Genomic DNA, 21,006 nt, shown 5'->3' with positions numbered 1-21,006 from the left:
CTTGATTGAACGTTCCCAGGGCAGGCTCCAGGATCGCCGCCCGGTGTCTGTCATCGATATCGGCTCGAATTCAATTCGCCTCGTTGTCTATGAAGGTCTGGCGCGCTCGCCCACCATCTTCTTTAACGAAAAGATGCTGGCGGGCCTTGGTCGCGGCATCGTCACGACCGGCAAACTGGACCCTGAAGCAGTGACACGTTCCATCGGGGAATTCCGCCGATTTCGTGCGCTCTCGGAGCAGGCGGGCGCGAGCGACCTGCATGTTGTCGCCACGGCCGCCGCACGTGAAGCGAAGAATGGTCCGGATTTCATCCACCGCGTCGAGGAGATACTGGGGACCGAGATCAAGATCCTGTCCGGACGCGAGGAAGCGCGATACTCCGCGCTCGGAATCATTTCCGGCTTTTACCGGCCCGATGGCATCGTCGGCGATCTCGGCGGAGGCAGTCTCGAACTGGTCGACGTCAAAGGCGACGAAATAGGAGAGGGCATCAGCCTGCCGCTCGGCGGCCTGCGGTTGCAGGAAATGTCGAAGGCTTCGCTGGTGCAGGCCGCAAAGATTGCACGGCAGGAGCTTTCCGGTGCGCGGCTGCTTAGAAATTGCGAGGGCAGGGCGTTCTATGCCGTCGGCGGTACGTGGCGCAATCTTGCCCGGTTGCACATGCACGCGACGGGCTATCCGCTGGGTGTCATGCATCAATATGAGATGGACGCCGCGCGTTCAGCAGATTTCCTGGCTCTCGTAGCAGCCGGGAATATCGAGCGCATGGCAGGAATTGAAGCTGTGTCCAAGAGCCGGCGCGCGCTCCTGGCCTATGGCGCAATCGTGCTGCGCGAGATTATTGAGCGCATGAACCCGTCGAAGATCGTGATGTCGGCGACAGGTGTTCGCGAAGGGTACCTTTACTCGCTTCTTTCCCAGGAGGAACAACGCGAGGATCCTTTAATTGCTTCTGCGGAGGAATTGGCAGTGCTGCGTGCGCGGTCTGTCGAACATGCGCATGAGCTTGTGGATTGGAGCGCGGAGGCATTCAGGCATTTCGGGCTCGACGAAACGTTGGACGAGGCCAGATATCGAGAGGCTGCTTGCCTGTTGGCCGATATCGGATGGCGTGCGCATCCTGAATATCGGGGCACCCAATCGCTCAACATTATTGCCCACGCTTCCTTCATGGGAGTCGATCACCCCGGCCGCGCCTATATCGCGCTGGCCAATCTGTTCCGGCACGAAGGCATATTCAACGATGCGGCGGTGAGCGGCGATCTCCTGCGCCTTGCGACCCCGCGCTATCTGGAGCGCGCGCGCATCCTGGCCGGTCTTTTCCGGGTGGTCTATCTGCTGTCAGCCTCAATGTCCGGGGTTATTCCCCGCCTGCGATGGCGACCACGTGAAAATGGCGCCTTGGCGCTCGTCATTCCTGCCGATCTTGCCGGGCTTTTTGGAGAGCGCCCGATTGGCCGTCTTGCTCAACTTGCGAAGCTCACCGGTCGCAAGCTGGAGCTTGCAGTGGAAGGCGGCATATCTGTGCCGGCGAAGTAGGCCGGCAACAAGAAAGACCCGCCGGAGCGGGCCTTCATTTGGGATTCGACTTGTCAGCTGCGTTTGGCATCAACGGAATAGATGCCTGCGCCCAATGCCGCGAGAGCGAGGAAACCACCTGCTATTGCGAGGTTTTTCTGAGCCATGAGGAGTTGCATGGGGTCTGCGAAATTGAGATGGGCGATTGCCGTCGCAGCCAAGGTGAACACGGCCAATACGAGCGCGACAATTCGCGTCTGAAAGCCGACGAGAATTGCTAGCCCGCCGAACAGTTCAAGCAGGCCGACCAGCACTGCAACGATGGTTGGCGCCGGGAGTCCCACTGCCGCAAAGAACTGCGCGGTCCCTGCAAGACCCGTGAGCTTGGCGAAGCCCGAGAGAATAAACAGGACCGACAGGAATATCCGGCCGATCAAAGCAAAAAGGTTGGAGGACATGTGTGCGTTTCCGGTTGAATGGAAGCCACACCTAGCCTTCACGGCAGGAGTCGGGAAGACGGCAGCTTTTGAACGGATCGTTCTCTAATAGTGAACGCCAATAAGGCTGACGTTCACTTTTGGAAATATGCTCTGATTCATCCGCATTTGTTGGAAAGAACGTGCTGCCAAATCAGAAAACCGGAAACGGCAATGACTTATCCCGGCTGTGTCATAAGCTCCGCGCGAACGATCCTGTCATAGTCGGCAGCCGTCACGAGGCCGGTCTTGAGCGCCTCCTCGCGCAGCGTGGTGCCGTTCTTGTGGGCGGTCTTGGCGATTTTCGCAGCCGCGTCGTAGCCGATGGTCGGTGCCAATGCGGTGACAAGCATTAATGAGCGCTCCAGCGCGGCTTTGATGTTGTCTGTCCGCGCTTCGATTCCAACCACGCAATTGTCGGTGAACGAAATGGCAGCGTCCGACATCAATTGCACGGATTGCAGGAAATTGTAGGCCATCACGGGATTGTAGACGTTCAGTTCAAAATGGCCCTGACTTCCCGCGAAAGTGATCGCCGCGTGGTTGCCGAACACCTGCACGCAGACTTGCGTCATCGCCTCGCATTGTGTCGGGTTGACCTTGCCGGGCATGATCGACGAGCCGGGTTCGTTTTCCGGCAGGGCAAGTTCGCCGAGGCCGGAGCGTGGTCCCGATCCAAGGAAACGGATGTCGTTGGCAATCTTGTAGAGCGCAGCCGCCGCTGCATTGATGGCTCCATGTGAAAACACCATCGCATCATGCGCCGCCAGAGCTTCGAACTTGTTTGGCGCGGTCACGAAAGGCAGTTTGGTGATCTTTGCTATGCGCTTGGCGACCTTCTCTGCAAAGCCGATCGGTGCATTGAGGCCCGTTCCGACCGCTGTGCCACCCTGAGCAAGCTCATACAGGCCGGGCAGCGTGCTTTCGATGCGTTTGATCGACGAAGCCACCTGCGCGGCATAGCCGCCGAACTCCTGCCCGAGCGTGAGCGGCGTGGCGTCCTGCGTGTGGGTCCGACCGATCTTCACGATCTTCGCAAAGGACTTCGCTTTCTTTTCCAATGCCTTGTTCAAATGTTTCAAGGCTGGAAGGAGATCGTGGACGATGCGCTCCGCACAGGCGACGTGCATTGCCGTCGGATATGTGTCGTTGGACGACTGGCTCATGTTCACATGATCGTTCGGATGAACGGGCTTCTTCGAGCCCATCTCCCCACCCAGCATTTCGATTGCGCGGTTTGAGATAACCTCATTGGCGTTCATGTTCGATTGCGTGCCGGAACCCGTCTGCCAAACGACGAGCGGGAAGTGATCGTTGAGCTTGCCGTCGATGACCTCCTGAGCGGAATTGATGATGGCTTGGCCGATGGTGGGGTCGAGCTTCTTCAACTCCAGGTTTGCTTCGGCGGCGGCGCGCTTCACGATGCCCAGCGCACGCACGATGGCCAGCGGTTGCTTTTCCCAGCCAATCTTGAAATTGCCCAGCGAGCGCTGCGCCTGGGCGCCCCAATATCGGTCGGCAGCGACCTCGATTGGGCCAAATGTGTCGGTTTCGATGCGCGTTTTATTGGCCACGGCTGGCTCCTGATTGGGAAATGCTGTCAGCGAACTAACCCTTCGCCGCGCCGCATTCAAGCAGGTCAAGCGCCTGATAGGACAACAAAATCGGTTAGATAGCTGTGCGGACACGAATGGCTCACGCTTTTGTCAGTTGCCGGGAGGCATGGACTGCGTTCTTGCGTGATGGAGTGGCAACAAACCTTCAACGAGAGATCATGTTTATGGATTTTGCTTTTCTTCGCCCCTTTGCACCGCATCTTCTCAGCATTCTTCGTATCTTGAGCGCGGCAACGTTTTTCACCCACGGATCGATGAAGCTTTTTGGCTGGCCCGCTGAATTTCCCTACCCGCTGAGCGGACTTACGACCACTGCGGGCGTGCTGGAAGTGGTCGGCGGCCTGTTGCTTGCGATCGGCCTGTTCTCGCGTCCAGCGGCCTTCGTGCTCTCAGGTATGATGGCGTTCGCCTATTTTCTTGGCCACGCGGGCGGTGGATTCTTTCCCGTCCTGAACGGTGGCGAAGCGGCCATGCTTTTCTGCTTTGTCTTCCTCTACATCGCTGCCGCAGGCCCGGGACCGATTAGCGTTGACCGCGCCATGGGTCGCGACTGATCGCATCTATGTGCGGGGGAGGCAATGTCTCCACGCGACAGCATGCCTGAAACGAAAAGGGCGGCCAAATGGCCGCCCTTTCCAAATTGAGCCCTGGGAGGCTTAGAAATCCATGCCACCCATGCCGCCCATGCCGCCGCCCGGCATTGCCGGCATCGGAGCGTCCTTCTTAGGAGCTTCGGCGATCATGGCCTCGGTCGTGACGAGCAGGCCGGCGACCGACGCGGCATCCTGAAGCGCAGTACGAACGACCTTGACCGGGTCGACGATGCCAAGGGCAATCATGTCGCCATATTCGCCCGTCTGTGCATTGAAGCCGTAGGTGTTCGACTTGTTCTCGAGGATCTTGCCGGCCACGATGGAAGCTTCCGCACCAGCGTTGGCAGCGATCTGGCGCGCCGGAGACTGGAGAGCGCGGCGAACGATGTTAATGCCGGCTTCCTGGTCCGCGTTTACGCCCTTGACTGTGATGGCAGCCCCGGCACGCAGCAGCGCTGTGCCGCCGCCCGGAACGATACCTTCCTCGACCGCAGCGCGGGTCGCGTTGAGCGCATCGTCGACGCGGTCCTTCTTTTCCTTTACTTCGACTTCCGTCGCGCCGCCGACGCGGATCACCGCGACGCCGCCTGCAAGCTTGGCGAGACGCTCCTGGAGCTTCTCACGGTCATAGTCGGAGGTGGTTTCCTCGATCTGCTGCTTGATCTGGGCGACGCGGCCCTGGATCTCGGCCTTCTTACCTGCGCCGTCGACGATCGTGGTGTTTTCCTTCTCGATGCGAACGCGCTTGGCACGGCCGAGCATGTTGAGGGAAACGTTCTCCAGCTTGATGCCGAGGTCTTCAGAGATGACCTGTCCGCCGGTGAGGATCGCGATGTCCTCGAGCATGGCCTTGCGGCGGTCGCCGAAGCCAGGAGCCTTGACCGCAGCGATCTTGAGGCCACCGCGCAGCTTGTTCACGACCAGCGTGGCAAGTGCCTCGCCTTCAACGTCTTCGGAGATGATAAGCAGCGGCTTGGAGGTCTGAACGACCGCTTCCAGAACCGGCAGCATCGCCTGGAGGTTGGAGAGCTTCTTCTCGTGCAGCAGGATGTAGGCGTCTTCGAGTTCGGCCACCATCTTGTCCGGGTTGGTGATGAAGTAGGGCGAGAGATAGCCGCGGTCGAACTGCATGCCTTCGACGACTTCGAGTTCGGTATCGGCGGTCTTGGCTTCTTCAACGGTGATGACGCCTTCGTTGCCGACCTTCTGCATCGCCTCGGCGATCATCTTGCCGACCGACTCTTCGCCATTGGCGGAAATCGTGCCAACCTGCGCGACTTCCTCGGAAGTCTTGATCTTCTTGGCCTTCTTGACCAGATCGGCGACAACTTCGGTCACCGCGAGGTCGATGCCGCGCTTGAGGTCCATCGGGTTCATGCCAGCGGCGACAGCCTTTGCGCCTTCCTGCACGATTGCCTGGGCGAGAACGGTCGCGGTGGTGGTGCCGTCACCCGCGATGTCGTTGGTCTTGGAAGCGACTTCGCGGACCATCTGCGCGCCCATGTTCTCGAACTTGTCTTCCAGTTCGATCTCCTTGGCGACGGTGACGCCGTCCTTCGTGATGCGCGGGGCGCCGAAGGACTTGTCGATGACCACGTTGCGGCCCTTGGGCCCAAGCGTGACCTTCACCGCGTCGGCGAGGATATTGACGCCGCGCAGCATGCGCTCGCGGGCGTCACGGGAGAATTTTACGTCTTTTGCAGCCATTGCTTAGCTCCTGGGCGAATGCCCGAATTCAGGTGATTGGTTGCGGGTGCGATCAGCCGATGATGCCCATGATGTCGGATTCCTTCATGATCAGAAGGTCTTCGCCATCAAGCTTCACTTCGGTGCCCGACCACTTGCCGAACAGCACGCGGTCGCCCTTCTTTACGTCCAGCGGAATGAGCTTGCCGCTTTCGTCACGGGCGCCGGAGCCAACGGCGATGATTTCGCCTTCCTGCGGCTTCTCCTTGGCGGTGTCCGGAATGATGATGCCGCCTTTGGTCTTCTCTTCGGAATCGACCCGGCGGACGACCACGCGGTCATGAAGCGGGCGGAACTTCGTTTTTGCCATTTGGAAATATCCCTAGTCGGATGTTCTGAAATGTCCTCCATCCGGCAGAACCGGATATGCGTTAGCACTCCCGATCAGTGAGTGCCAAAGCTTGCGCGGAGATAGTGGGAGGTCTGAAACCTGTCAAGGAGCAGCCCTGAAAATTTCGGAAATTTTCAAATCTTCAGGAGGCATTCCTATGTGCTGCGGTGCGGTATAAAAGCATTTGCGGATTCGAGGAGCGATGTCAGGGCGAATAGGGAAGCGTGCGGTCTTTTTCATCGGCGGCTACGATCCGAAGTCGCCGAAGGCATTTTTTGCGCGCATGGATAAGGAAATCGCGCGGTTCGAAAAGCTATGGTCCATCAGGACAAGTCGGTCCGCAATCGGCGGTGACCACGAAATCGGACGTGTCCTCATCGATGCGCGGATGGGTGAAAGTGCGGTTACGACAGAGTTCAATTTCTTCGTCCTGGACAGCCTTGTGCTGTCCGATTTCGCGCGTCCGCTGCCTTTGCGGCTGGGCAAATATCTCGTTGCCTTCGCGGACTTCGTGGTCACGGGAACGGCCTTTCGAATCTTCGCCCGCGCATGGCGTTTCGGACTTTATTTTCTGTTTCCATTCCTGATGATCTGCGCTTTTGCCTTGATGGGATGGGTCGCCGCACGGCTTGCAGAACCGTGGATGGGGCACTTTTCCGTAGTGCCGGGTCTGGGCGTGTTTGCACTGGCGCAATGGCTGCTCGGTGCACGGTGGCCCGTCAACCATCTCATGGACCTCTGGTCATTTTCGAGGAATTTCATTCGGGGCTGGCGCGGCGATGCCGACGCGCTGATGGGCCGTTTTGCCGATTGCATCGTGGAGCGCGCGAAAGCAGGGAGGTTCGACGAGATTGTGCTCGTCGGCCATTCGACGGGCGGGCTGCTCATTCTCGATATCGCCGCGCGCTGCCTCGCGCGCGATCCGGATTTTTCTGGCCACGCGCCGCACATCACACTTCTCACGCTAGGCTCCACAGCGCTGAAAGGCGGCCTGCATCCGGCAGCGAAGACGCTTCGGTCCGGGGTAGCGGAGCTTGAAGCGGATGGCGGCGTCCATTGGGTCGAAATCCAGTGCCTGACCGATGTGATCAACTTCTACAAGACCAATCCCGCATCCGAGATGGGCGTTGCCGTTCGCGCGGATTTTCCTCTGGTGCGCCGCATTCGGGTCAAGGATATGTTGGAAGCGGACACCTACAAACGCATCAGGAGAAGCTTTTTCCGCGTGCATTATCAGTACATTTTCGCCAACACCAAACCCTACTGGTATGATTTCTTTCAGGTTTGCTGCGGTTCCGTACCGCTTCTCGAACGAGCTGAAAAGATGATTGACGGGAAGGGCGATCAAATATGACGCCGATGCTGGCCGCCATTGTCTGGGCGCTCGGGCTGGTGGGATGGGTGGTTATCCGGCATCCCTACCAACGACGGGCGCGAAAACTCAGGACGGTCGCCGACGAGCGTTCGAAAGGGGACCGGCTGGCGCTGGGGGTCGCTTCCTTCTGCCTGACGATCGTGCCGCTGGTCCATGTTCTTACGGGTTTTCCGGCCTTCGCGGACTACGCGTTCCGTCCTTGGGTGGGATGGCTGGGCACCCTGACGGAAATCGCCTTCCTCGCGCTTTTTCTCGCCAGCCACAGGCAGCTCGGCAAGAACTGGTCTATCTCGCTGGAGATTCGAGACAGCCACGAACTGGTAACGGATGGCCTGTACCGTTTTGTGCGCCACCCGATGTATTCCTCGTTCTGGCTCTGGGCGATTGCCCAGGCGCTGCTCATACCGAACTGGATTGCGGGGCCGGCGGGGCTTGCAGGCGTGGGTATCCTCTATTTCACGAGGGTCGGAGCGGAAGAGGCGATGATGCGAAAGACATTCGGCGGCGCCTATGAAGAATATGCGGCCCGCACGGGCAGGGTCATCCCGCGCATTTATTGAGGCGAGAGCATGAGATTCAAAGCATGGGAATAAGCACGAGCCGACGCACCTTTCTCGCGGGCGGGATCGCAGTCGCGTTCGGTGGCGCGGGGCGAGCTGAAGCCGCCGCCTATCCGCAGGTTTACCTGCTGCGGGGCGGAGTGGTGGGCATTTTCTCGACCGGCATGAACCAGATGAGCGACGATCTGGCACAACGAGGCGTCAAAGCGGTCGTTCAGGGCCATACGAACTGGTCATCGGTAGCGCGCAGGATCATGATGGACCGGTCGCGGCTGGGACCTGGGCCGGTGGTGCTCGTGGGTCATTCTTTCGGCGCGGACGCCGTCGTCAAGATTTCGGAAACGATCCGACGTGAGAGTATTCCGGTTGATATGCTGGTCTCTATCGCCGCAACCAATCCAGATCCGGTTCCATCGAATGTGCGTCGTGCCGTGGGATATTACTTCTCCCGACATGGATGGGGGCTCCCCTTGGTCGCAGGGACGGGATTTCGCGGTAAGCTCTCGAACCGGGACTATTCGGACGTTTCCGAAGTCGGCCACTTCAACATCGACAAGCAGACATCCGTGCAGAACGAAATCCTGCAATTGGTGCTTTGGTCGCTCGGGAAGTGAAGCAAGTGCCAGTGACAGACCCGGACGGTTCGGTTAATCGCTCCATCTGCGGTTCGCACTTCAACAGATGTGAGACAATGCAATGCATATCGATGCGCTGAGCGAGATTTCGGGCCGCTATGCCGCGATCCTCTGCGACATCTGGGGGGTGGTCCACAACGGCGTCCGGCCGTTTCAACACTCAGTCGCCGCACTGCGGGAAGCCCGCGACAAAGGAATTGCGGTGGTGCTGATCACCAATGCGCCGCGTTCCAACAGCGCCATCGAGGGGCAGCTTGCCGGATTGGGCGTCGATCCGCAAAGTTGGGACCGTATCGTAACTTCCGGGGACGTCACGCGGGAGTTGATCCAGTCGGGACCACGCCGGATCTTCCATCTCGGTCCCGACCGCGACCTTGAGATCTACGACGAACTGGACATCGAACTCGTGGAGGAGTTCGAGGCGAACGGGGTGGTCTGCACGGGGCTGTTCGACGACGAGACCGAGACACCGGACGACTATGCGGATATGTTGCGGCGTCTGCGCTCGCGCAATCTGCCTTTCGTCTGCGCCAACCCCGACATTGTGGCCGAGCGTGGCCATAAGCTCATCTGGTGTGCCGGGGCGCTGGCGCGCGACTATGGGCAAATGGGCGGGAGGACGCTGATTGCCGGAAAGCCGTTTCGACCTATCTACGACCTTGCGATGCGGCGAGTCGCAGACGTGCGCGGCAAGCAAACGACCGTCGCCGAAACGCTCGCCATCGGCGACGGGATGCTTACGGATGTCAAGGGCGCCGCCGACTACGGCCTCGACTATATCTATGTCTCGGGCGGTATCCATGCGCGCGAATATGGCAATGCCGACTCCCCCGATCTCGAACGCCTCTCGCAATATCTCGCCGACCATGGGCGACAGCCCGTCGCGATCATGCACCGGCTGCGCTGAACCATGCCGCTCGCGAACATCTGCCGCATCGTGGATGCGAAGCCGCTGCCCGATGACCTTAGGGGAGGGGTGGTGGCGATCGGCAATTTCGATGGCGTGCATCGTGGCCATCAAGCAGTGCTGCAACGTGCGCTGGACGAGGCGGCCAGTCGCGACGTGCCCGCGCTTGTCCTGACCTTTGAGCCGCACCCTCGACGCGTGTTCCGACCGGAAACGCCCCATTTCGTGCTCACTGCGCCGCCACTGAAAGCTTGGATACTGGCCATTCTGGGTTTCAGGGCGGTGGTCGAATACCCCTTCACGCGCGACTTCGCGTCGATGTCGGCGGAAGCGTTCGTCACCGAAATTCTGGAGCGCTTGCTTGGCGTCAGCCATGTCGTCACGGGCTTCGATTTTCATTTCGGCAAGGACCGGCAGGGCGGTCCGGCGTTCCTTATGGAATCGGGAGCGCGTCACGGCTTTGGTGTGACGTTGGTCGACGCATTTCGTGATGAGGGCACGCACGTGATTTCATCGAGCCGGATCCGCGACCTGCTCGCAAAGGGCGATGTCGCGGAAGCGGCGGGCCTGTTGGGCTATCGGTATACTGTGCAGGCGCCCGTCATCGCAGGACAGCGGCTCGGTCGGACGCTGGGCTTTCCGACGGCCAATATGCAGCTCGACAAGGACACCTGGCTGCGCCACGGGATCTACGCGGTAAAGTTTCGCCGTGCCAACGGGGAAATGCACGACGGTGTTGCGAGTTTCGGTCGCCGCCCCACCGTAGCGGACAATGGCGCGCCGCTGCTTGAGACTTTTCTGTTCGACTTTGCTGGAAACCTCTATGACGAGGAATGTTCAGTGTCGTTCTTCGGATTTCTGCGCGGCGAAGAAAAGTTCAACGGGCTTGATGAGCTCGTCGCGCAGATGAATCGCGACGAGAGCGAAGCGCGGGCGCTAATCGCCGGTTGCAGGCCGCTCTCATCGCTGGATTCGAAAATAGCCTTCTAGGCCACTTTGCGCAGCGCAAATCCCGTTGCGATCAACGCCCATCCCTGGAAGGTCAGGTCGATTGCCAGAAACAGGCCCAAAATCCAAAGGCTGTTGACCGGCCAGCCGATGGCGATGATGAGACCCGCGAGGATCGTGACGATACCTGCCGCCAGCATCCATCCCCAGCTCTTGGTCGCCTTCTGGCCCAAGGCAAAGACGACGCGCAGCCCGCCAGACGCGATCAGCGAAATGGCCAGCATCAGCGTCAGCACTGCTGACGCGAGAAGCGGGTTGTAGAACGCAAAGAAGCCCGCCACGGTGTAGAGGATGCCGCTGAGCAGAAGCCAGAAAAAGTGGGACCACGTGCGCATATAGAATGCGTGCACGATTTCGGCGATGCCGGCGATGAGCATCATCGTGCCAACAACGAGCACCGAAGCCAGCGTTGCCGCAAGAACGTTGTAGAACGCGAAAAGCCCGAAAAGCACCAAAAGAACGCCGATGGCGACAAACCAGCCCCATTTGGAGCGGGCCTCGCCGATTTGTCCCTTCAATGCTTCAGGCAGATCGAGATTTGTCATGACTGTCCCTCCAGATGAGCTAAATCTCCATACCCCGCATCATGAGCAGCATTTTTGAGAGTCGGCAAGCCAAAGAAACGTCTTTATTCGTGGCCACGCATGCTCTAAAAGCGCCGCGCATGACGATCCGCTTCGCCATACGAATTATTGGCCCGGTGCTTCGGACGGCCTGATGCCGCCGCAGCCGCCGGGATTCGCTTTGAGCACCGCTTCTCGGTGCCTTCCCTACCAGAATTGAGTTTCAGCCCGTCGCGGCTGCGCGGGCGCAGCATATGGCCGGAAAATGACCGCTGAAAAGATCGACTATTCGAAGACCCTGTACCTGCCGCAGACGGATTTTCCGATGCGTGCCGGGCTGCCGGAGCGGGAGCCGCTGACTGTCCAGCGCTGGCAGGAAATGGACCTGTACAAGCGTCTTCGCGAGGACGCCAAGGGGCGGACCAAATATGTCCTGCATGACGGCCCACCCTATGCCAATGGCAACATCCACATCGGCCACGCGTTGAACAAGATACTCAAGGACATCATCGTCCGCTCGTTTCAGATGCGCGGCTATGATTCCAACTACGTGCCGGGCTGGGACTGCCACGGGCTGCCCATTGAGTGGAAAATCGAGGAGCAGTACCGCGCCAAGGGCAAGAACAAGGACGAGGTACCGATCAACGAATTCCGCAAGGAGTGCCGCGAATTCGCGCAACACTGGATCGCGATACAGTCGGCGGAGTTCCAAAGGCTCGGCGTGGTGGGCGATTTCAAGAACCCATATACAACCATGGCCTATCATTCAGAGGCGCGCATCGCAGGTGAACTGCTGAAATTCGCCATGTCCGGCCAGCTCTATCGCGGCTCCAAGCCTGTCATGTGGAGCGTGGTCGAGCGCACCGCGCTGGCCGAAGCCGAAGTGGAATATCATGACCACGAGAGCGACACGATCTGGGCGAAGTTTCCAGTTAGGTCGTGGCATGGTGACGCCAAGGAAGAACTTGATGATCTTCGAGGGGCGTTCGTTGTCATTTGGACAACTACCCCTTGGACAATTCCAGGAAATCGCGCAGTCGCTTATTCGCCCCGCGTTGAATACGGACTATATGAAATAGTATCTGCCGAGAATGATTTTGGCCCTCAAGCTGGCGAGAAGATGATACTCGCGAAAAGGCTTGCTGAAGAGTCATTTGCCAAAGCCAAGATTCAATCTAGGCTGGTCCGCAATCTTGATCCGAATGAAGTATTTCCTGCAACCCTTTTCCATCCGTTGAAAGGTCTTGCCGGCGGCTACGAATTCGCCGTGCCTATGCTCGCGGGCGATCACGTCACGGACGACGCGGGCACCGGCTTCGTGCATACAGCGCCGGGTCACGGGCGCGAAGACTTCGACGTCTGGATTGATGCGACCGCAGACCTTTCCAGTCGCGGGATCGTGACCGAAATCCCCTTCACCGTGGGGCCGGATGGCTTTTTCACCAAGGATGCGCCGGGCTTTGGGCCGGATCGCGAAGGCGGGGCGGCGCGTGTGATCGACGACAACGGCAAGAAGGGCGACGCCAATCAGGCGGTTATTTCCGCGCTGATCGAGCGGAATGCACTGTTTGCGCGCGGCAGGCTCAAGCATCAATATCCACATTCGTGGCGCTCGAAGAAGCCGATCATCTTCCGCAACACGCCGCAATGGTTCGTCTACATGGACAAGGAACTGGGAGACGGCACGACGCTGCGCAGCAGGGCGCTTTCGGCCATCGACGCCACGCGCTTCGTGCCGGCTGCGGGCCAGACGCGGTTGAGGGCGATGATCGAGGAGCGGCCCGACTGGGTTCTGTCGCGCCAGCGCGCCTGGGGCGTGCCCATTGCGGTTTTTGCAGATGAGAACGGAAACGTCCTCAAGGATGACGCGGTTAGTGCGCGCATCGTTGCCGCCTTCGAAGAGGAGGGAGCCGACGCCTGGTTTGCGGAGAACGCGAAGGAGCGTTTCCTTGGCAACGACCATGACCATACCAGATGGAACAAGGTTACCGATATTCTCGACGTCTGGTTCGATTCAGGCTCGACGCACACATTCACGCTTGAAGACCGCCCCGATCTGAAATGGCCGGCGGACGTCTACCTCGAAGGCTCAGATCAACATCGCGGCTGGTTCCACTCCTCCTTGCTGGAGAGCTGCGGCACCCGAGGCCGTGCACCATATGATGCCGTTGTCACCCACGGCTTCACCATGGACGAGGAAGGCCGGAAAATGTCGAAATCTCTCGGCAACACCGTCGTTCCGCAAGACGTAATCAAGCAGTCCGGCGCGGACATATTGCGGCTTTGGGTGGCGACGACCGACTATTGGGAAGACCAGCGGCTCGGCAAGAATGTGCTGCAAACCAATGTCGATGCCTATCGAAAGCTGCGTAACACGCTGCGCTGGATGCTCGGCACGCTCGCCCATGACGATGGCGAGGCGGTCGCGCCTGAAACCATGCCGGAACTGGAGCGGCTCATGCTCCACCGGCTGTCCGAACTGGATGAAGTGGTCCGCGCGGGCTACGATGCTTTCGAGTTCAAGCGGATTACGCGCACCCTTATCGATTTCATGGTCGTGGAGCTTTCGGCCTTTTATTTCGACATCCGCAAGGACGCGCTCTATTGCGACGCGCCGTCCAGCCACAAGCGCAAGGCGGCGCTTTTCGTCGTGCGGCAATTGTTCGAATGCCTGACCAAATGGCTCGCGCCGCTGCTGCCCTTTACCACCGAGGAGGCGTGGCTCGACCGGCATCCCGATGCGCAGTCGGTGCATCTTGAGCAATTCCCTGAGATTCCGGCTGCATGGCGCGATGAAGCGCTCGCGAGGAAATGGCGCGTGATCCGTCAGGTTCGCGGCGTCGTCACGGCGGCGCTCGAACTTGAGCGCGCAAAGAAATCGATAGGCTCTTCCCTTGAGGCTGTGCCGGTCGTCTATCTGGACGACGCGACTTTCAAGGACAGAATTTCCGCCACGGATTTTGCGGAAATCTGCATTACCAGCAATCTCGACTATGCAAGCGGACCTGTTCCGCAGGACGCATTCCGTGCCTCCGATGTACCGGGCGTCGCGGCGGTCATTGAGCTTTCGGAGACGCGCGGCCTGTCGAAATGTGCTCGTTCGTGGCGCTATACGGCTGATGTCGGGTCGGACCCCGAGTTTCCGGATGTGTCTGCGCGCGACGCGGCAGCGCTTCGCGAATTGAGGGCTCTCGGAAGGCTCTGAGACGCCATGCAATAGAGTGTGAGGGCGGCTTCCGTTGCCCTTCGGGGCCGATTCAGCTAAAAGCCAGCCATTCGGCGCGCCTAATTGTCGCCGGAATCCCAAGGATAAGCGGTGGGTAGTATGCCGGATTGTACGGCTGGCTCCCAGAACAAGGCGGAAAGTAAGTGTATTTTTCCAACGGAACGGCACTGAAGGCAATCCTTGCGGGATCGGCTGTGGCCTCGGCATTCCTCGTGTCCGGCTGCATGTCGTCTCCGACCTACGGCACCGACAAGACAGCTACCGAACAGTTAATCGACGATGTTTCGAACATCACAAAGCTGACGCCCGACGGCAAAACCTCGATAACTTATACGCCGCGCCCTGATCTTGTGAAGCCGACTGGCGCACGCGCCGCGCCCTTGCCGGCGCCGCAGGATTCGGTTGCCTCGACGTCTGGCGCGGCCTGGCCCGAGTCGCCGGAACAGCGCCGTGCGCGCCTGCGCGCCGAAGCCGACGAGCGCAATGATCCTGGAGCGTTTCGCAAAAATCCCGGCACCGTCGCCAGCGAAGAGATCGAAGGCGGGATCGAGACGACCTCAATCGATGAGTCTAGGGTCGGCCAATCGCCGCGTTACCGTCCCGGCACCGACATCGTAGGCCAGGAAGCGCGTCGCGCGGAATTCAAGCGCCGTTTGGCCGAAAATAATCAGGGCAGCCCCACTTCCCGCAAATATTTGAGCGAGCCGCCGCTTGAATATCGCCAGCCGGCGACTGATGCTCCCACTGATGAGTTGGGCGAGGATGAGTGGAAGAAGGAGCGCCGCTTGAAAGCCGAAGCTCGCAAGAAGGCGGGCAAGACGAGCTGGCGCGACTATATTCCGGGCTTCTGACGGCGGATCGCGAAGAACGATTTCAGCAATCCGGTCGATTCAGTTTCTGCCAGTCCGGAATAAACCTCCGGTGCATGGTGGCAGGTCGAAGAATTGAAAAAGCGCACGCCGCTCACCACCGCGCCACCCTTGTCATCCACTGCACCGAAATAAAGCCGCCTGATGCGGGCAAACGAAATCGCTCCAGCGCACATCGTGCACGGTTCCAGGGTGACGTACAGGTCCGCATCGAGCAGCCGCTCCGCCGAAAGATTGCGCGCCCCTTCGCGCAGCACCAGCATCTCGGCGTGCGCGGTCGGATCGTTCAGTTCGCGCGTCCGATTGCCTGCGCGCGCGATGACGGCGCCGCGCACAGTGAGCACTGCGCCGATCGGCACTTCGCCTCGCGCAGCCGCGGCCTTTGCCTCGTCAAGCGCCAACTCCATGAAATCGGGGCGTTTGGGCGCACCGCCCATGTGACATTCTCCTCGCGTGCATGATGCGAACTTGATATTTAACCGCCCAAACGAGCTAGGACCATATGGACGACAATCGAAAAAAGCCGAATCGTGGCAAGCCGCCGCGCGGAATCGGCAGCAACAGGCCGGCCAAGGGTGGTGACGGCGGCAAGCTCTTCAGGAAGTCCGATGGACCGCGACCCTTCCGCAAGAAGGAAGAGAGCGCGACCCGCTTCGACCGGCAGGAGCGCCCGCGTTTCAAGAAAGACGGCAGCGTGGGCGACAAGCCCTTCCGCAACCCTGACGGTGAGCGTCCTCGCTTCCGCAAGGATGGCGATCGCCCCGAACGGCGAGAGCGACCGCGCTTCAGGAAAGACGGCGATGAGGGCGTCAAACTGTTCCGCAAAGCTGATGGCGAGCGCCCCCGATTCCGTAAGGACGGCGATCGTCCTGAAAGACAGGACCGCCCGGGCGGCTTCGCCAAGCACAAATCGCCGCGCCCGGATCGAGATGGGCCGCGCCGCTTCGAACAGAAGTCCACTTTCAAGGACGCTCCGTTACGTGAGGAATCGTGGTCCGAAGGAGAGCGAATTGCAAAGCGACTGGCACGTGCAGGGATATCGTCCCGGCGAGATGCCGAAAGCCTGATTGAGGCCGGTCGCGTTCGTGTCAACGGCAAGCTCGTGGAAACACCTGCGCTGAACGTGTTCGCATCGGACCGCATCGAGCTGGACGGCAAGGAAATCCCGGCCATCGAGCGCACGCGTCTTTTCCTGTTCCACAAGCCGGCGGGAGTGGTGACCACCAACCGCGACCCCGAAGGCCGCAAGACCGTGTTCGAGGCGTTGCCGGAAAATTTGCCGCGATTGATGACGGTCGGGCGGTTGGACATCAACACCGAAGGGCTTCTGCTGCTGACCAATGATGGCGGGCTTGCCCGCGTGCTGGAGCTTCCGGCAACTGGCTGGCTGCGCCGCTACCGTGTGCGTGTGCATGGCGACGTTGATGAAGCGCGCCTTGCCGGGTTGAAGGAAGGTATTGCGGTTGAAGGCGTCTTCTATGGCGCGGTCGAGGCATCGCTTGAGCGGACGCAAGGCAGCAACGCCTGGCTGTCCATTGGCCTGCGCGAGGGCAAGAACCGCGAAGTGAAGAACATCCTCGGCGCGCTTGGCCTTGAGGTGACGCGGCTTATCCGCGTGTCATACGGCCCGTTCCAGCTTGGCGAACTGCCCGAAGGCCACGTGCTCGAAATAAAGGGACGCATGTTGCGCGAACAATTGGGCGAGCGTCTGATCGAGGAATCCGGGTCGAACTTCGAGGCGGAAATTGCGAAGCCGTTTCCGAACAAGCCCGTGCGGCGCGGTTCTGTCGACGATCGTCCGCGAGAGCCGGTCAGACGTTCGCGCGAACTGAATATTGGCGAGGGAGGTCTCGTGAAAGGCGGCTTCCGGCGCGACAGGGAACGCGAGCGCGAAGGCGCGCTGGACAGGTTGTCGACGCGCCCCGAACGGCCAGAACGTCGAGACGGCAAACCGCGCTTTGAAGGCAAGCCTTTCGGGGGCAAACCTGCACGCGGCGGTTTCGGCGGAAAGCGTGAACGGGAGGAGCAATCCTTCGAGCCGTCCAGTCCGCGCAAGGCGAACGTGTGGATGGCTCCGGGCGCGCGCCCGCAGGCAAAGCGCCCAAGCGAAAGGGCAGCCGAACGACGGGAACGCGAAGAGGGACAGGAAGCCGGCCCGCGTAAACCCTATCGTCAGGAGGGCAAGCGTTTCGAAAAGCGCGATGGCGCACCGCGCGGAGATCGTCCGGCAGGCCCGCGAAGCGGCAAACCGTCGGGAAAGCCCTACGGCAGGCCGCCTAGGAAGGGCTGATCCGTGCGCATTGTCGGCGGAGAGTTTCGGGGCAGGGCGCTGGCAACGCCACGTGACCAGTCCATCCGGCCCACGACAGACAGGACGCGGGAGGCGCTTTTCAACGTCTTGGCGCATCGCCATGCCGAACGGCTGGAAGGTGCGCGCGTGCTGGATCTGTTTGGGGGTACAGGTGCGCTAGGGCTTGAGGCCCTTTCGCGGGGCGCGGCGCATTGCTTGTTCATCGAAGAATCCGTCGAGGGGCGCGGGCTGATCCGAACCAATGTCGAGGCAATGGGGCTTCAGGGCCGAACCAAGATCTTCCGGCGTGATGCCACGCGGCTCGGCGAGGTCGGCACGATCCAGCCCTTCGACCTCCTTTTTGCGGACCCGCCTTATGGAAAGGGCATGGGCGAAGCAGCGCTGCAGTCCGCACGGCGCGGCGGTTGGCTCGTGCCGGGCGCACTTTGTATCGTCGAGGAAACGGCCATTGTGGAATTTAACCCCGGCGATGGATTCGAATTGCTGGACGAACGAACCTATGGGGATACGATCATCAGGATGTTCAACCTGACGTGAACGTCATCATCGCGCCACAGATCACGGACAATCAGGGGCGAAACAGGGTCGGTCTCTTGGCAACACGTTTTGGTATCGCGCTTTCGGCGCTCGCGCTCCTTGTATCGAATGGCTCGGCGTTTGCAGAGGACAGGCCGGACCATGTGAGCAGTTTCACGCTCGGCAACGGAATGGAAGTGGTGGTCATTCCCGACCATCGCGCGCCGGTCGTCACCCATATGGTATGGTACAAGATCGGAAGCGCCGACGAACCGCCGGGGAAATCCGGCATCGCGCATTTCTTTGAGCATCTGATGTTCAAGGCGACGAAGAACCATCCGACCGGAGAGTTCGACCGCAAGGTTTCGGAGATCGGCGGAGATGCAAACGCCTTCACCTCGGATGACTATACAGCCTATTTCCAGACGGTTTCACCGGAAGCGCTGCCGACCATGATGGCCTACGAATCCGACCGCATGCGCAACCTCATCCTGACCGACGACGTCATCGGCCCGGAACGCGATGTGATCCTTGAGGAGCGCGGCTCGCGCGTGGACAATGATCCCGGCGCGCTGCTTTCAGAGGAAGTGGACGCAACGCTCTACCAGAACCACCCGTACCGAATACCTGTGATCGGATGGAAACAGGAAATCGAGCAGTTGAATCGCACCGATGCGGTCACCTTCTATGACCGCTACTATGCGCCGAACAATGCCGTTCTCGTGGTTGCAGGCGACATCACCTTGGACAAGGTGAAGGAACTCGCAGAGCAAACCTATGGTTCGATTGCAAAAGGCCCCGATCTTCCGCCGCGGATTCGTCCGCAGGAGCCGGAGCAGAACGCAAGCCGCACCGTGACCTTGACCGACGCGCGGGTCAGCGTTCCGAGCTTTTCAAAGCGTTGGGTGGTTCCCTCATATCGTACGGCACAGCCGGGCGAGGCTGAAGCGCTCGATCTTCTGTCCGAGATTCTTGGCGGAGGCACGCGCAGCAGGCTCTACCAGAAACTGATCGTGCAGGATGGCTCGGCGTCGAGCGTCGGCGCCTTCTATCAGGGCACGATGTACGATTCGACTGCGTTCGGAGTCTATGGCGCGCCCCAGGGCGAAGACGATCTCAGCGGTATCGAAAAGTCAGTCGATGCGGAGATCGCACGCATCGTGCAGGATGGAGTGACAGAGGACGAACTGGCGCGCGCAAAGACGCGCTTCCGGCGCGGAGTAATCTTCGCGCGGGACAATTCGTCAGGCATGGCAAACCTCTATGGCAGCGCCCTCGCGACCGGCTTGACCCTCGAGGACATCGAAGCATGGCCGCAGCGCATCGAAGCCGTGACAGCAGATCAGGTGAAGGCAGTCGCCGCGAAATATCTCGTGCCGGGCAAGTCGGTTGCCGGTTATCTTCTGCCTTCGCCGGAGGCCGCGCAATGAACGCACATCCGACCCTGTTTTTCGTGCGTGTTGCGCTCGTCGCGCTGCTCCTTCTGTGCGGTGTGTCTGCCGCGTCCGCCGAAATGAAAATCCAGGAGGTCGTGTCTCCCAAGGGAGTGCGCGCCTGGCTGGTCGAAGACTATACCGTGCCGGTCATCGCCATGCGTTTTGCCTTTGAAGGCGGCAGCACGCAGGACCCGCCCGGCAAGGAAGGTCTCGCGAATCTTATGACTACCCTGTTCGACGAGGGAGCGGGGTCGCTTGATAGCGATGCGTTCCAGATCAAGCTCGACGACGCGGGCGCCGAGATGGGTTTTGATGCGGATCGTGATCGCTTCGAGGGCGGCATGCGTTTCCTTGCCGACCAGCGCGAGGAAGCGTTCGGCCTGCTGGCGCTTGCGGTCAACGAGCCGCGTTTCGATCAGAAGCCGGTAGATCGCATGCGCGCGCAGATCGTTTCAGGCATTGTCGCGCGTTCCCGCGATCCGGAATATGCGGCGGGCCTGAAATGGCGCGAGGCGCTTTATCCCGGCCACCCCTATTCGAGGGCTGCGCAAGGCACCCCCGAAACGCTGAAATCGATCACACCGGATGATCTGCGTGCGGCCCACAAAGCAATCTTTGCGCGCGAGAAGCTCTTCATAGGCGTGGTCGGTGCAATCGATGCCGAGACCTTGAAGGTCGAGCTGGATCGTGTGTTCGGCAACCTGCCCGCAAAGCCCGCGCTCGTTCCCGTTCCGGACGTTGCGCCGAAGCTCGGCCAGACACTATCCGTGGCCTACGACTTGCCGCAGACGACGATCGAGATGGCGTTTCCGGGAGTCGCGCGATCCGATCCGGACTTCTTCGCCGCCTTTTTGATGAACCACATTCTTGGCGGCGGTACTTTCACATCGCGTTTGTTTGAAGAGGTGCGTGAAAAGCGCGGGCTCGCCTACAGCGTCGATTCCTCGCTGTCATCAGCAGATCACGCGAACCTGCTTTCTATATCGACAGCGACGCGATCCGATCGTGCCGCCGAAACATTGGCAATCATTCGGCAGGTGATCGGCGAGGTTGCGGAAAACGGCGTTACAGAAGAAGAGCTGGCTGCCGCGAAAAAATATGTGGTCGGAGCATATGCGATCAACAATCTCGACAGTTCCGGTGCAATTGCCCGTACACTGGTCGAGTTGCAGGCAGAGAGCCTCGGGATCGACTATATGCAGCGGCGAGCCGCGCTGATCGACGCCGTGACGCGAGAGCAGGTAAATGCCATTGCCAGAAGGCTTTTGAAGGTCGATCCTGCGATTATGACCGTGGGGCCGGAGAAGCAGGGATGAAGG

General features: G+C 60.1%; 18 protein-coding genes and 1 pseudogene. 13 read left to right on the top strand and 6 right to left on the bottom strand.

Annotated features, from left to right (window positions below; all coding sequences use genetic code 11):
* Nucleotide 1: 1 nt before the first annotated feature.
* The gene (gene ppx / locus M9924_00950) at nucleotides 2-1,540 is read left to right on the top strand and encodes an exopolyphosphatase (GenBank protein MCO5062962.1); all 1,539 of its coding nucleotides are present in this window, start codon (nucleotides 2-4) and stop codon (nucleotides 1,538-1,540) included.
* 53 nt (nucleotides 1,541-1,593) lie between these two features.
* Here the strand turns inward: ppx and M9924_00945 are convergent, their stop codons facing one another.
* Nucleotides 1,594-1,977 (bottom strand): DoxX family protein, encoded by a 384-nt coding sequence (locus tag M9924_00945; GenBank protein ID MCO5062961.1) that lies wholly within the window; start codon nucleotides 1,975-1,977, stop codon nucleotides 1,594-1,596.
* Between the two features lie 197 nt (nucleotides 1,978-2,174).
* Entirely contained in the window at nucleotides 2,175-3,569 is a 1,395-nt protein-coding gene (fumC, locus tag M9924_00940) for a class II fumarate hydratase (GenBank protein ID MCO5062960.1), read from the bottom strand.
* A 206-nt stretch (nucleotides 3,570-3,775) separates the two neighbouring features.
* On the opposite strand from fumC, the gene M9924_00935 reads away from it, so the two are divergent.
* Nucleotides 3,776-4,165, top strand: coding sequence for a DoxX family protein (locus tag M9924_00935; GenBank protein ID MCO5062959.1), 390 nt, complete (start codon nucleotides 3,776-3,778; stop codon nucleotides 4,163-4,165).
* 102 nt (nucleotides 4,166-4,267) lie between these two features.
* On the opposite strand, the gene groL is transcribed toward M9924_00935, so the two are convergent.
* Together groL and groES are read right to left on the bottom strand one after the other, a co-directional pair.
* The gene (gene groL, locus M9924_00930; GenBank protein ID MCO5062958.1) at nucleotides 4,268-5,911 is read right to left on the bottom strand and encodes a chaperonin GroEL; all 1,644 of its coding nucleotides are present in this window, start codon (nucleotides 5,909-5,911) and stop codon (nucleotides 4,268-4,270) included.
* Between the two features lie 52 nt (nucleotides 5,912-5,963).
* Nucleotides 5,964-6,260 (bottom strand): co-chaperone GroES, encoded by a 297-nt coding sequence (gene groES, locus M9924_00925; protein MCO5062957.1) that lies wholly within the window; start codon nucleotides 6,258-6,260, stop codon nucleotides 5,964-5,966.
* Nucleotides 6,261-6,483: 223 nt separating this feature from the next.
* Between groES and M9924_00920 the strand changes: the two are divergent.
* From M9924_00920 to M9924_00900, 5 genes and pseudogenes are all read left to right on the top strand, one after another.
* Nucleotides 6,484-7,575: pseudogene (locus M9924_00920) on the top strand (lipase).
* A gap of 56 nt (nucleotides 7,576-7,631) precedes the next feature.
* Nucleotides 7,632-8,216 carry a protein-S-isoprenylcysteine O-methyltransferase gene (locus M9924_00915; protein MCO5062956.1) on the top strand — a complete coding sequence of 195 codons (585 nt, stop codon included), beginning with the start codon at nucleotides 7,632-7,634 and terminating at the stop codon, nucleotides 8,214-8,216.
* Between the two features lie 23 nt (nucleotides 8,217-8,239).
* Nucleotides 8,240-8,830 carry an alpha/beta hydrolase gene (locus tag M9924_00910; GenBank protein ID MCO5062955.1) on the top strand — a complete coding sequence of 197 codons (591 nt, stop codon included), beginning with the start codon at nucleotides 8,240-8,242 and terminating at the stop codon, nucleotides 8,828-8,830.
* Nucleotides 8,831-8,912: 82 nt separating this feature from the next.
* The gene (locus tag M9924_00905; protein ID MCO5062954.1) at nucleotides 8,913-9,758 is read left to right on the top strand and encodes a TIGR01459 family HAD-type hydrolase; all 846 of its coding nucleotides are present in this window, start codon (nucleotides 8,913-8,915) and stop codon (nucleotides 9,756-9,758) included.
* 3 nt (nucleotides 9,759-9,761) lie between these two features.
* Nucleotides 9,762-10,748, top strand: a complete 987-nt coding sequence (locus M9924_00900; protein MCO5062953.1) for a bifunctional riboflavin kinase/FAD synthetase — start codon at nucleotides 9,762-9,764, stop codon at nucleotides 10,746-10,748.
* Here M9924_00900 and M9924_00895 read toward each other — a convergent pair.
* Complete coding sequence (locus tag M9924_00895; GenBank protein ID MCO5062952.1) at nucleotides 10,745-11,311, bottom strand: HdeD family acid-resistance protein; 567 nt, start codon at nucleotides 11,309-11,311, stop codon at nucleotides 10,745-10,747. The two genes, M9924_00900 and M9924_00895, sit on opposite strands and share 4 nt — an antisense overlap.
* Nucleotides 11,312-11,594: 283 nt before the next feature.
* On the opposite strand from M9924_00895, the gene ileS reads away from it, so the two are divergent.
* Together ileS and M9924_00885 are read left to right on the top strand one after the other, a co-directional pair.
* Nucleotides 11,595-14,534 carry an isoleucine--tRNA ligase gene (gene ileS, locus M9924_00890; protein ID MCO5062951.1) on the top strand — a complete coding sequence of 980 codons (2,940 nt, stop codon included), beginning with the start codon at nucleotides 11,595-11,597 and terminating at the stop codon, nucleotides 14,532-14,534.
* A 164-nt stretch (nucleotides 14,535-14,698) separates the two neighbouring features.
* Nucleotides 14,699-15,406, top strand: coding sequence for a hypothetical protein (locus M9924_00885; GenBank protein ID MCO5062950.1), 708 nt, complete (start codon nucleotides 14,699-14,701; stop codon nucleotides 15,404-15,406).
* Here the strand turns inward: M9924_00885 and M9924_00880 are convergent.
* Nucleotides 15,388-15,861, bottom strand: a complete 474-nt coding sequence (locus M9924_00880; GenBank protein ID MCO5062949.1) for a nucleoside deaminase — start codon at nucleotides 15,859-15,861, stop codon at nucleotides 15,388-15,390. The genes M9924_00885 and M9924_00880 overlap by 19 nt on opposite strands.
* 65 nt (nucleotides 15,862-15,926) lie before the next feature.
* Between M9924_00880 and M9924_00875 the strand changes: the two genes are divergently transcribed.
* The 4 genes from M9924_00875 to M9924_00860 all read left to right on the top strand — a co-directional run bounded on the left by M9924_00875 (nucleotide 15,927) and on the right by M9924_00860 (nucleotide 21,003).
* Complete coding sequence (locus tag M9924_00875) at nucleotides 15,927-17,714, top strand: rRNA pseudouridine synthase (GenBank protein MCO5062948.1); 1,788 nt, start codon at nucleotides 15,927-15,929, stop codon at nucleotides 17,712-17,714.
* A 3-nt stretch (nucleotides 17,715-17,717) separates the two neighbouring features.
* Nucleotides 17,718-18,272 carry a 16S rRNA (guanine(966)-N(2))-methyltransferase RsmD gene (rsmD, locus tag M9924_00870; GenBank protein MCO5062947.1) on the top strand — a complete coding sequence of 185 codons (555 nt, stop codon included), beginning with the start codon at nucleotides 17,718-17,720 and terminating at the stop codon, nucleotides 18,270-18,272.
* A 143-nt stretch (nucleotides 18,273-18,415) separates the two neighbouring features.
* Nucleotides 18,416-19,681 (top strand): insulinase family protein, encoded by a 1,266-nt coding sequence (locus tag M9924_00865; protein MCO5062946.1) that lies wholly within the window; start codon nucleotides 18,416-18,418, stop codon nucleotides 19,679-19,681.
* Nucleotides 19,678-21,003, top strand: a complete 1,326-nt coding sequence (locus M9924_00860; GenBank protein MCO5062945.1) for an insulinase family protein — start codon at nucleotides 19,678-19,680, stop codon at nucleotides 21,001-21,003. The genes M9924_00865 and M9924_00860 overlap by 4 nt, the downstream gene beginning before the upstream one ends.
* The last annotated feature ends 3 nt before the right edge of the window (nucleotides 21,004-21,006 follow it).

The sequence above is a fragment of the Rhizobiaceae bacterium genome (assembly GCA_023953835.1).
Lineage (GTDB): Bacteria > Pseudomonadota > Alphaproteobacteria > Rhizobiales > Rhizobiaceae > Mesorhizobium_G.
The sequence above is the reverse complement of the archived record's forward strand: the minus strand, read 5'-3'. Positions and strand labels throughout refer to the sequence as shown.

Excerpts from the sequence above, each read along its gene's own strand:
- M9924_00945 (MCO5062961.1), bottom strand. The coding sequence starts at position 1,977 with ATGTCCTCCAACCTTTTTGCTTTGATCGGCCGGATATTCCTGTCGGTC.
- M9924_00935 (MCO5062959.1), top strand. The coding sequence starts at position 3,776 with ATGGATTTTGCTTTTCTTCGCCCCTTTGCACCGCATCTTCTCAGCATT.
- groL (MCO5062958.1), bottom strand. The coding sequence starts at position 5,911 with ATGGCTGCAAAAGACGTAAAATTCTCCCGTGACGCCCGCGAGCGCATG.
- groES (MCO5062957.1), bottom strand. The coding sequence starts at position 6,260 with ATGGCAAAAACGAAGTTCCGCCCGCTTCATGACCGCGTGGTCGTCCGC.
- M9924_00915 (MCO5062956.1), top strand. The coding sequence starts at position 7,632 with ATGACGCCGATGCTGGCCGCCATTGTCTGGGCGCTCGGGCTGGTGGGA.
- M9924_00910 (MCO5062955.1), top strand. The coding sequence starts at position 8,240 with ATGGGAATAAGCACGAGCCGACGCACCTTTCTCGCGGGCGGGATCGCA.
- M9924_00905 (MCO5062954.1), top strand. The coding sequence starts at position 8,913 with ATGCATATCGATGCGCTGAGCGAGATTTCGGGCCGCTATGCCGCGATC.
- M9924_00900 (MCO5062953.1), top strand. The coding sequence starts at position 9,762 with ATGCCGCTCGCGAACATCTGCCGCATCGTGGATGCGAAGCCGCTGCCC.
- M9924_00895 (MCO5062952.1), bottom strand. The coding sequence starts at position 11,311 with ATGACAAATCTCGATCTGCCTGAAGCATTGAAGGGACAAATCGGCGAG.
- ileS (MCO5062951.1), top strand. The coding sequence starts at position 11,595 with ATGACCGCTGAAAAGATCGACTATTCGAAGACCCTGTACCTGCCGCAG.
- M9924_00880 (MCO5062949.1), bottom strand. The coding sequence starts at position 15,861 with ATGGGCGGTGCGCCCAAACGCCCCGATTTCATGGAGTTGGCGCTTGAC.
- M9924_00875 (MCO5062948.1), top strand. The coding sequence starts at position 15,927 with ATGGACGACAATCGAAAAAAGCCGAATCGTGGCAAGCCGCCGCGCGGA.
- M9924_00860 (MCO5062945.1), top strand. The coding sequence starts at position 19,678 with ATGAACGCACATCCGACCCTGTTTTTCGTGCGTGTTGCGCTCGTCGCG.